The sequence below is a fragment of the Nocardia acididurans genome (assembly GCF_016741815.1).
Classification (GTDB): Bacteria; Actinomycetota; Actinomycetes; order Mycobacteriales; family Mycobacteriaceae; genus Nocardia; species Nocardia acididurans.
The window spans coordinates 1-10,413 of sequence record NZ_JAERRJ010000020.1; the positions used below are offsets into that span (position 1 = coordinate 1).

Genomic DNA, 10,413 nt, shown 5'->3' on the forward strand with positions numbered 1-10,413 from the left:
GTCGGCCACACCGGAGGTGGCCAGGCGGAACGCGTCCACCGCCCATTCCAGGTAGGCGGCCTGGTCGGCCTTGCGCAACGGCAGCAGCTCGCGCAGCGCGGGCTCGTCCACCTGGATCACCGCGATACCGGCGGCCTCGAGGTCCACCGTCTCGTCCCGGATGGCCAGGGCGATCTGACGGGCGGAATCGGCCGGAGGCTGGTCGTCGCGGACGAAGGACCAGGCCAGGATGGTGACCGGGCCGGTGAGCATGCCCTTGACCGGCTTGCTGGTCAGCGACTGCGCGTAGGTGCTCCAGTCGACGGTCATGGCGACCGGGCGCACCACATCGCCGAACAGGATGGGCGGGCGCACGCAGCGGGTGCCGTAGGACTGCACCCAGCCGTTGACCGTCGCGGCGAAGCCGTCCAGTTGTTCGGCGAAGTACTGCACCATGTCGTTGCGCTCGGGCTCACCGTGCACCAGCACGTCCAGGCCGATTTCCTCTTGCAGCGCAATGACTTCGGCGATCTCGGCGCGCATCCTGTTGTCGTACTCGGCGGTATCGATCGCACCCTTGCGCAGCTCGGCGCGCGCCACCCGGATCCGGGAGGTCTGCGGGAACGAGCCGATGGTGGTGGTCGGCAGCAGCGGCAGATTCAGGCGCTCCTGCTGCACCACCCGACGCGCGTCGGCCGGGGTGCGGCGGATGGCGTCGGAGTCCAGGTCGGCCAGCCGCGACCGCACCGACTCCACCCGCAGACGCGGATCGGCCTTGCGATCCAGGACCGCGGTGCGGGCGATCTCCAACTGCTCGGCGACCGCGTCCTGCCCCTCATGCAGGGCGGTGGCGAGCATGCGGATCTCGGCGATCTTCTCCGCGCCGAAGGCCAGCCAGGACCGCAGACGCGGGTCCAACTCGGTCTCGGGCGCGAGGCTGTAGGGCACGTGCAGCAGCGAGCAGGAACTCGACACGGCCACCGGAGCGCCCGCGTCGCGCAGGGCCCGCAGGCGCGGCAGCGCGACATCGGGATCGACCCGCCAGATGTTGTGGCCGTTGACGATTCCGGCCACGATCAGCGTATTCCCGTGCGGCGCGGGCACTTCCACGTCACTACCCTCGGCCAGGTCGACGGCGATGCCCTCGACCCCGGCGTCCGCGAGGATCGGCAGCATTTCGTCCAGGGATCCGAAGTAGGAGGCCACCAGGAGCGCGGGCCGCGCCGGGACCGCGGCCAGGCGGCGATAAGTCGCGTAGACGGCCGCCTGCTCGGTCTCGTTCAGATCGGTGACGAGCGCGGGTTCGTCGAGCTGCATCCACCGCGCACCGGCGGCCGCGAGCTGTTCGAGCAGCTGCTCGTAGAGCGGCAGCAGATCAGGCAGCCGGTTGAGCAGGTCGCTGCCGTCGACGGATTTGGCCAGCTTCAGGAAGGTGACCGGCCCGACGATCACCGGTCGCGCCGGAACGCCCAGGGCCAGCGCCTCTTTCAGCTCGGCGAGCGGCTTCTCCGGATGCAGCGTGAACTCGGTGTCCACGGACAGCTCGGGCACCAGGTAGTGGTAGTTGGTGTCGAACCACTTGGTCATCTCGAGCGGTGCGATATCGGCGGTGCCGCGTGCGGCGGCGAAGTAGCGGTCCAGGTCGTCCTCGATGCCGCGCACCCGCTCCGGCAGCGCGCCGAGCAGCACGGCGGTGTCGAGCACCTGGTCGTAGTACGAGAAGGTGCCCACCGGGACGGAGTCCAGTCCGGCCGCGTGCACGGCGGTGAGCTGGTCGGTGCGCAGCCCCCGGGCGATCTCGTGCAGCGCGTCCGCGTCGATGCGCCCGGCCCAGTAGGACTCGACGGCCCTCTTGAGTTCCCGCGCGGGCCCGATGCGCGGTAGCCCGAGCACCGTTGCGGTGAAAGCGTTTTCAGGGTTCAGCATGGTTGAACTCCATGGTCGACAGCCAGATGGCCACCACCCATTCGAGTGCGCGCTGATCGGAGCCCACAGCATCATTCCCGTGCCCGGGTTCCACTCGGCGCGACGCCCGATCCACGAGGCGACGACCGCCGGATACGGCGTATCCGGCGCGACTGGCAGGTCTTCGGACTCGCGCGCATCGATCCGGTGTGGATCGACCCGGCACCATGTCCGGGCTCTGCCTACCGGCCGTCGCTTCCCAGGACAAATACATACCCAGTGCGTAGTTGACGGCTGTCGTTCACGCTCACCGCTGCGGGACAGTCCCGGATTCCCACCGGGTTCCCTCTCACCCGGTTACCCCCGCTCACGCGAGGTATCCGGACTTCGACGCCGTCGTGTGGGTCAGGGGCTCCTTCGACACCACCACGGCGAACCAGCTGCGAGGCAGGAATATATAGCACCGCGGCACCACCGCGAAATCCACCCCGCCCCGGCTGCCCGGAGCTGGGGCGAACTGCATATGCACAAAGCGATCGGACCGATTCCATCCGAACGTCAACCGGTGTGCTCGCAATTCTCTGAAACCATCCCGAACCATGAGGAACAAGCTGTGGGCGCAACGAAGCGTCCGACTGGCGACCGCGTTCGCGATCGCCGTCGGCGCGGGGTTTGCGGTCGATCCCGTGGTCGGGCACGCGGATCCGGAGCAGGCAAGCGCCGCGACGGATCGGCAGGAACAAGTACTGGAGACGCGAGACGGCGTCGCAGTCTCGTATGTGAGCTATCTGCTGCCGCTGCCGGCCAACGCTCCGGCGCATCCCGCGGCCTGTGATCGGGTCGGCTATCTGCGCTACCGCGCGATCGACGGACCCGCCGATTCGGCGGGGGCCGAACACGTCGTGATCCAGGAGCAGGGGCTCGGCGGCGGGGCCGTCAACTCCGACAGCGTGGGCGCGAACACCGTGCGCTCGGCGCGAAACATGGGGCAGCACATCGAGTTCTGGGCGCTGGCGCGGCGCAGCTCCTGCCTGGACGAGACCTTCGGTTTCGACTACGCGCTGCGCAGCGGCGACTACCTCGACGCGGTCGACTACTACTTCAACGGCAAAGTCCTCGACGGACAGCGGTTCCCCGGGTTCCGAACCAATGATCAGCTCGCGATCCTGGACTGGATGGGGATGGAGCGGGTGGTGTGGGACCAGTTCGAGGTCATGCGCCATGAGGTCCCGGAACGTGCTGTGCGGCAGCAGAAGTATGTGTGCACCGGGATCTCGCTGGGCGGTCTGGTCACCGGGTTCTTCGCCGATTGGGATTTCGGGGCGGCGGGTGCGGGGGCCGATCAGTGCGCGGCGTTCGCGGCGCAGGACTCCATGATCTCGTCGGATCCCGTGATGCTGCAGCACATTCCGGTGCTGCGCGATATCGCGAACGCGCTCGTCACGCCCACCGACGCCGTCCTGCAGGCCGGGCTCGGGGCGGGTGTGCTGCCGCGCACCCTCGGCGGGATCCCCGCGATCGGCACCGAGGCCTTCATGATCATGCGGCTGGCCGGGCTCGCCGCGCATCTGGATCCCGACGCGGAGAGTCGACTGCTGGCGCATCTGCCGCGCGAGTTCGTCATCGACGCGACGCTCAACTATCTCACCGCGCCGACCTGGACATCCTTCGCCACCAATGGCGCGGACGGGTCGGGCAGCATCCGCGACTTCCGGTTCACCAACACCGCGATGCTGGGCATGCTGATCGACAACAACTCCAACAACTTCTCGATCGAGCAGCAGGGTGCGGGCGCGCTCGACGGCGGTCCGGTGATGACCAAGTCGTTCCCCAATCCCGGTGAGGTGACCGAACTTCCGCTGTTCGGTTCGTTCCTGCGGATCAGCGCGGGCAACCAGCAGCGGGTCTACCCCACCGACCGCACCGTGCTCTACACCTGGCGCAACTACGACGAGGTGCGCGGCGTCCCGTTCACCACTCCGAATCACGAGGTCGCCGATATCCGCGACGCCGCCCGGCAGCTGGCCACCGGATCGCCGGGCGCGTACTGGGAGACCTACTTCCCGAACCGCCTGGTCATCGATATCGCCGCCGGTTACGGCGGTTCCCGCAGTGGTGAGATGGCCCCGCTACGCGGTCGCGGACTCGCCCGCACCAAGCCGTATTTCGTAGCGTTCGCCGGGGACAGCCCGGTGCAGGCCGGCATGGCCACCTTCTTCCCCGCCCCGTCCACCGCGCAGGTCGTCAGCCTGCCCGGCTATGCCCACATCGACACCATCGGCGCGGCCGCGGTGCAGAACGACGGGCAGCCCGACTACAGCGGCCAGCAGCTGGCGCTGTTCGTCAGGAGCCTGGGATGAACCGGGCCGCACGAACTCTGGCGGTCGTGATCGCGGCGCTGTGCGCGGCGGCGGTGCTGACGCCCCCGGCCCGGGTGGCGGCGGCCCCCGCGCTCGGCGCGCCCGATCGCGTGGAGACCACGCCGATCACCGGCGATCCGGGTCTGGGTGACGATGTGGAGGCCACCTATGTGCGCCTGCACTATCCGAGCCCGTACTCGACCATGGCGCATCCGGAAGCCTGCGACTGGATCGGTTTCGTGCGCTACCGCGCGAAGTCCGGTCCCGAGCACAGCGCCGACGCCGAGGCGGTGCTGACCGTTCAGCCCGGCACCTACTCCGGCGCGGCCAATCTGAACATCCAAGCGCCGCAGGTGGTTCGCAAGGCCGCCGCGAAGGGCAAGTCCGTCGAGTACATCTCGCTCGAGCGCCGCGCCAACTGCGCCGAGGACCGCACCGGATGGGAGGCCGCCCAGCGGGCGGGCGACTATCGCGTCGCGGCGGGCTACTACTTCCAGGGTGCGGCCGTCGACGGCCGCACCTACCGGTACCAGACGCCGCAGGATCTGACCTACCTCGGGGAGTACGGCCTCGCGCTCACCCTCGACGACTGGCGGGTGGTGATCGAGCATCTGCTGCCCGATCCCGCGCAGCGCGTCAAGAGCTTCTGCGGCGGCCACTCCCTGGGCGCGTTCCTCACCGGCCCGATGATGGCCTGGAACTTCGCCGGCGATCCCGGCGTCTCCGATGCCTCCGGATTCAACCTGTGCGGCGGCGGCATCATCCCCGAGGACGGATTCGCCATGACCGATCCGGCCGGTCTGTCCGGCACGGGGCTGATCGACCAGTTCGCGTCCGCGGCGGGCGGTCTGGTCAAGAACGCGATCAACCTGCTGCTGCAGAACGGCCTGGGCAGCGCCCAGTGGCCGGTGCTGGCCGCCTCGGAGATCATGAACACCTACCAGCTCGCCGCCATGGCCGCGGATCAGGATCCCGATGGTGACAGCGATATCGGCGCGCTGGTGCCCGCGGAATTGCGCACCGAACCGTGGATGCGCGCGTTCTACGGCAAGGACTATCTGGATCTGTTCACCGGCGCGAACCTGCCCCGCGATTTCACCCTGAGCAATACCGCCGCGCTGGGCATGCTGTTCGACCAGAACTCCGCCGAATACGTCTTGCAGGCGGGCCTGGGCTTCTACGACTGCCCGGTCTCCGGCAAAACCTACCCGGTTCCCAATGGCCTGGCCTCGGTGCCGATCCTCGGACCCACCCTGTTCGTCATTCCGCTGCGCGTCGGCTACGGCCAGAACTATGTCCCCGCCGACCACGCCGCCCGCTGTGGCTGGCGCAACTACGACCAGGTCTGGCCCAGTTCCATCGACGGCCCCGATCTCGGCCGCGGCGCACCCACCGACCGCGACCACGAGGTGACCGACATCGGCCAGTTCGCCCGCTCCATGAACCCCGGCTGGCAGCCGGTGGACTTCTTCGAGCAGTACACCCCGATCCGCCTGATCACCGACATGGTCTTCGCCATGGGCCTGGGCCGTGACGGCGACCTGTCGAATATGCAGTACCGCTCCGGCGGCATCCTGAATTTCCTGCTGCACGGCGACCGCTGGCAGTCCACCCCGGCGGGCCGCCGCAACCTCACCCTGCTCTCGGGTGATTCACCGGTCCAGAACGCGGGTCTGGGCGGGCTGCTCCCCTACAACGCGAAATTCATCGCGGGATACCGCCACTACGACATCGTGACCGCCGCCGAAACCCAGAACAGCGGCGTCCCCGAGTTGGCCAGCACCTATATCGCCAACTTCCTGATCGCCCCCGCATAACCCCACACGCGGTGGGCCGACGAGGCCGCCCGGTCGTTCATCCGCGCGTTCTCGGGCGTCGGCTGCTCGTCAGGCGGTGAGTGCCACGGCGGAGAGGACGAGAGCGGCTGCCGCGAGGAGTCCGGCGAACAGCCGGAGGTGGTCGGCCGCTCTCGTCAGCGACTTCTCCGCCCAGATCAGGCCGGTGAGGAAGAGCATCAGCGGGAGGGCGGCGGCGTGGGGCGCGAGGGCCATCGGGAGCATCATCGGGGCGCAGGAACCCATGCAGTGCAGGCCGTTTCGGAATCCTGCGCGCAGGCACGCCCGGTCGGCGCGCGGGCCGTCGGGTGGTATGGGCGGGATGCGGTGGCAGGCCCGCAGGAAGTGACGTTTCCAGCGGGTCGACTCCCAGAGCGCCGCGAGCAGCAGTGCGGCCGAAACCAGCAGTAGGTCAGGTGATTTCGGGCCTGCCACGCGTATCGCGTACAGCAGGACAGCTCCGAACGCGGTCCAGGTTGCCAGGTAGCCGAGGGCGAACAGGGCCGGGCCGCGGCGGCGGCGTTTCCATTTCCCGTTGCGGGCAATCGACCGTGCGGCAGGAAGCACGGTGGGGAGCATCATCGCCGTCGCCATCAGGAACCAGACCGTCACGGAGTACGGAAACGGCGGCGGGCCGATCGAATTCGCTGCTCCACGATGGTGTGTCGCAGGGGCGTGCGCCACCGGGTGTCCGGCCCGGAGGTGCAGGAGGACCACCGCGACCCACGCGGACGTTGCGAGGATCGCCAGGGACAGTTCGGGGTGATTCCACCGGAAGCGTTGCCGGAGGCCAGGTTTCGGCGCGAGCGCGGTCATTGCAGGAATACGCTCACGCGGCCGACGCGGACGTTGCCCGGGTCCTGGGTGGCCGGTTCCTCGTCGTCGGGCAGGTCGAAGGCCTCGTCGGGCGGGTCCACGCGCTGGGCCACGAAGGTGACGGTGATCCGGTCGGTCCAGCGGCCCTCGGCGACCAGGCGGTGGTAGAGGTCGGTGATGTCGAAGCCGAGACGCATTCCGGCGTGCGGAGTGTCGGGGTTCCGGGTTTCCTCGATGCCGAAGAAGGAGGCGACGCCGACATAGTGGGCGTCGTCGGTGGCGGGGTCGCCGTCGGGGGCGTCGAGGTACACGCCGTAGGTGACACCGGCGGGGGCGTCGGAGGTGACGTGCTCGAGTTGCAGGTAGGCGTGGGTGACGGGCAGGGCCGCCTCGGCGAGCGGGCCTTCCGGTGCGGAGATGCCGAGGCCGACGGTGGCGGTGTCGCCGACGAGCGCGAGCGCGGTGTCGGTGGCGCCGATCAGTTCGGGCGGATGCTCCGGTTCGGATGCGGGGGCCACGGCCGCCTCCAGGGCCTCGGGGGTGGAGATGTCCTCGTAGCGGTAGCGCAGCTGCGCGGGGGTTTCCAGGACGTGGCGGCTCTGCTCGGTGAGCGGGGTCGCGTTCTCGTCGTGGAAGTGGAAGGTCACGCCGGTGAGCCAGGCCGGTTCGGTGGTGTCGGCGCGGCCGGGCAGGGTGCGCCAGACCTCCCACAGGCGATCGATATTCGCGTGGTGCAACCAGAAGATCGGGTCGAGGGCGGCGGTGTTGAACGCGCCCATGAGGCCGCCGACCTGGACATGCACGGCGCCGTGCGGCGTGCCCTCCAGCGGCCCCATGGCCGAGCCCGGATCCTCGCCGGAGTGGCTGAATCCGGTACGGCCACCGGCGAATCCGCCGATCCCGGCGAACGGCACGGGGGCGAGCGCAGCGGCCGTCGCGACCGCCGACGCGGGCAGGGCCGCCCCGTTGTTGAGGGTTCTTCCGTTGACCCGCAACGGGTTCGGGGTCACGCCGTCGCGCAGGGTGGGGTCGAGGAAGGCCTGCGGCAGCCGACGGCGGGCGATGTCGTCGCTGCTGTAGTCCCAATACGGCAGCGCCCAGGTCAGTTTGGTGACGTCGTCCACATCGGCGGCCTCCTGGAGGGCGGCGCGGATGATCCGTTCGAACCAGCGCAGATACATCCGGTGCCAGGACAGGAAGAACCAGGACTGGTGCTGGCACCGGTTGCGGAAGTTGTCCGGGTTGACGGTGGTGCCGTGGATGGCGGCCTGGTAGATCCAGCCGGTCGGGTCGAACTGATCGGCGGCGGCGCGGTCCCGCATGATCGCCACTCCGCGCGCGTACGCGTGGATCACCGGATGCCAGGGGGCCGTGTCGTGCAGGGTCCAGATATTGCGCCGCACACGGGTGAACACGAAGGCGATGATCTGCCCGGGGAAGATCCGGTTCGGATTGCCGATCTGCGGGTTCGCCTCGTTCAGTTCGGCCGCGCGCACGCCGAACCGGGCGGCGATGGCGCCGAGCGTATCCCCCGACTGCACGACGTATTCCGGACCGGGCACGGCGGCCTTCCCCGGAATGACCAGGATCTGCCCGCGATGAATCACATTCGGATTCGAAATCTGTGGATTCGCGGCCGCCAGGGCTGCGGTGCCGAGGCCGAATCGAGACGCTATGGCATTCAACGTATCCCCGGATTGCACCACATACCGTGAACCGAACCGGCCGTTCGGCCCGGGAATCGATACGATCTGCCCGGCGAATATCAGATTCGGGTCGGTGAGTTGCGGATTGACCGCCACGAGTGCCGCGGTACCTACGCCGAAGCGAGACGCTATGGCGCTCACCGTATCCCCCGCCTGCACCACATATCCCGCCCCGGCTCCGGCGGTCTTCCCCGGAATTACCACGATCTGCCCGCGGTGCACGATGTTCGGATTCGACATCTGCGGATTCGCGGCCACCAGAGCCGCCAACCCCGTGCCGAGTCGGGAAGCGATAGCGCTCAGAGTGTCCCCCGAGCCGATGATGTACCTGGCCATGGGCCTGACGGTAGGACGCGCCCGGGTGCGGCGGCACGCGTAGCGCACTACCCGAATTCGGGTAGTCGAATACTCACGATGATCATGGGCGATCGGGCGCACACTGAACGTGCTCGCACAGGACATCGTGAAACGAGGTGCGCCATGCCTCCGAATACCGGCCCCTTCGATCATTTCCCGACGACCGGTGGCTTCCGCGCCCCGTTCTACACACTCCGATTCGATGCCGACGGCAGATCGACGAGCCCGCTGACGCAACAGCATCTGATCGACGCATTGCGCACCGGAACATTCACCGACGCCTTCGTTTTCAGCCACGGGTGGAACAACAGCTGGAACGAGGCACTCGGAAAGTACCGGGAATTCATCGCCGTGTTCCAGAAGCTGGTGCGCGACCATCACCTCGAACTCGACCGCGAATACCGACCAGTTCTGGTCGGAATCTTCTGGCCGTCGACAGCAATGGAGCTGCCGTGGGAGAAGGGGCCTGATATCGCCGGTGTCAACGACGCCATCGGTGAGCCGGGCATCGCGCTCGAGTCGGCCTTCGCGGGGCTCGTCGAGCCCGGCGAGCGCGCCGAGTTCTACCGGCTGGCGGAGCCCGCCACCGTGGACGAGGCGGACGGGCGGCGACTGGTCGGGTTGCTGCACGGGGTATTCGCGGGCGGCGACGCCGAGTTGCCCGGAGATGACAACCGCGACACCGACGATGTCCTCTCCGCCTGGGCCACCCTCGAGGCGCGGCTCGCCGACCGGCCGCCGTTACCCGCTTCACCGGGAGATTTCGGCCGCCCGCTCGCGAGGCCGCTCGGGACCGCCGAAGCCGCGGGATTCCTGGACAAACTCAATCCACGCACTCTGTTCCGGATGCTCACGGTGTTCCAGATGAAGGATCGCGCCGGCGCCGTCGGCGTGGCCGGGGTGGGCACGCTGCTGCGCGAGATGCTCGAAGCGACAAGCGCCGCAACGCGATTGCACCTGACCGGACATTCCTACGGTGCACGGGTGCTGCTCAATGCGGTGTCGCGGCCCGCGGGCGGTCCGCTGCCACGGCCGGTCGATTCCCTGCTGCTGCTCCAGCCCGCCGTGAACCATCTGTGCTTCTCCGCCGCGAATCCCGAGGGCGGCTATCGCAGGGCGGTCGAGTTCGTGCGACAGCCGATCATGAGCACCTTCAGCGTCCATGATTTCGCGCTGCACAAGACCTTCCACCTCGCGCTGCGGCGCGGGAAGGACCTCGGCGAGATCGGCATCGCGGCCGACGAGCCGCCGAACGAGTATGCCGCGCTGGGTGGTTACGGTCCGCGTGGCGCGGTGTCCTTCACCGAGGTCCCGATCAAGGATCCGGGTGACCCGTACCCGCTCGACGGGCCGGAGGTGCTGGCGATCAATGGATCCCGCACCATCCGCGGGCACGGCGATATCGCATCCCCGTCGACGGCATGGGCACTGTTCACCCTGGTGCGGGGGTGAGCG

Annotated in this window: 6 protein-coding genes and 1 riboswitch; of the genes, 3 read left to right on the forward strand and 3 right to left on the reverse strand. The window is 68.5% G+C overall.

From position 1 onward, the window contains the following. The coding region (metE, locus tag JK358_RS35980; protein WP_201957622.1) for a 5-methyltetrahydropteroyltriglutamate--homocysteine S-methyltransferase at positions 1-1,905 on the reverse strand (1,905 nt) is incomplete at its 3' end. A 136-nt stretch (positions 1,906-2,041) separates the two neighbouring features. Continuing rightward, positions 2,042-2,264: riboswitch (cobalamin riboswitch) on the reverse strand. A 219-nt stretch (positions 2,265-2,483) separates the two neighbouring features. On the opposite strand from metE, the gene JK358_RS35985 reads away from it, so the two are divergent. Then, the gene (locus tag JK358_RS35985) at positions 2,484-4,244 is read left to right on the forward strand and encodes a hypothetical protein (protein WP_232852496.1); all 1,761 of its coding nucleotides are present in this window, start codon (positions 2,484-2,486) and stop codon (positions 4,242-4,244) included. After that, positions 4,241-6,061, forward strand: a complete 1,821-nt coding sequence (locus JK358_RS35990; protein WP_201957624.1) for a hypothetical protein — start codon at positions 4,241-4,243, stop codon at positions 6,059-6,061. Before JK358_RS35985 ends, JK358_RS35990 begins: the two co-directional genes overlap by 4 nt. Positions 6,062-6,130: 69 nt before the next feature. Here JK358_RS35990 and JK358_RS35995 read toward each other — a convergent pair whose 3' ends face one another. Together JK358_RS35995 and JK358_RS36000 are read right to left on the reverse strand one after the other, a co-directional pair. Continuing rightward, positions 6,131-6,895 (reverse strand): copper chaperone, encoded by a 765-nt coding sequence (locus tag JK358_RS35995; RefSeq protein ID WP_201957626.1) that lies wholly within the window; start codon positions 6,893-6,895, stop codon positions 6,131-6,133. Continuing rightward, positions 6,892-8,937, reverse strand: a complete 2,046-nt coding sequence (locus JK358_RS36000) for a LysM peptidoglycan-binding domain-containing protein (protein ID WP_201957633.1) — start codon at positions 8,935-8,937, stop codon at positions 6,892-6,894. Before JK358_RS36000 ends, JK358_RS35995 begins: the two co-directional genes overlap by 4 nt. Positions 8,938-9,081: 144 nt before the next feature. Here JK358_RS36000 and JK358_RS36005 point away from each other — a divergent pair, with 144 nt between their 5' ends. Next, positions 9,082-10,410: a hypothetical protein gene (locus JK358_RS36005; RefSeq protein ID WP_201957635.1), complete on the forward strand. Its 1,329-nt coding sequence runs from the start codon at positions 9,082-9,084 to the stop codon at positions 10,408-10,410. Positions 10,411-10,413 lie beyond the last annotated feature (3 nt).

Coding starts and splice junctions, on each gene's coding strand:
- JK358_RS36000 (WP_201957633.1), bottom strand. CDS start 8,937: ATGGCCAGGTACATCATCGGCTCGGGGGACACTCTGAGCGCTATCGCT.
- JK358_RS35990 (WP_201957624.1), top strand. CDS start 4,241: ATGAACCGGGCCGCACGAACTCTGGCGGTCGTGATCGCGGCGCTGTGC.
- JK358_RS36005 (WP_201957635.1), top strand. CDS start 9,082: ATGCCTCCGAATACCGGCCCCTTCGATCATTTCCCGACGACCGGTGGC.
- JK358_RS35985 (WP_232852496.1), top strand. CDS start 2,484: ATGAGGAACAAGCTGTGGGCGCAACGAAGCGTCCGACTGGCGACCGCG.
- JK358_RS35995 (WP_201957626.1), bottom strand. CDS start 6,895: ATGACCGCGCTCGCGCCGAAACCTGGCCTCCGGCAACGCTTCCGGTGG.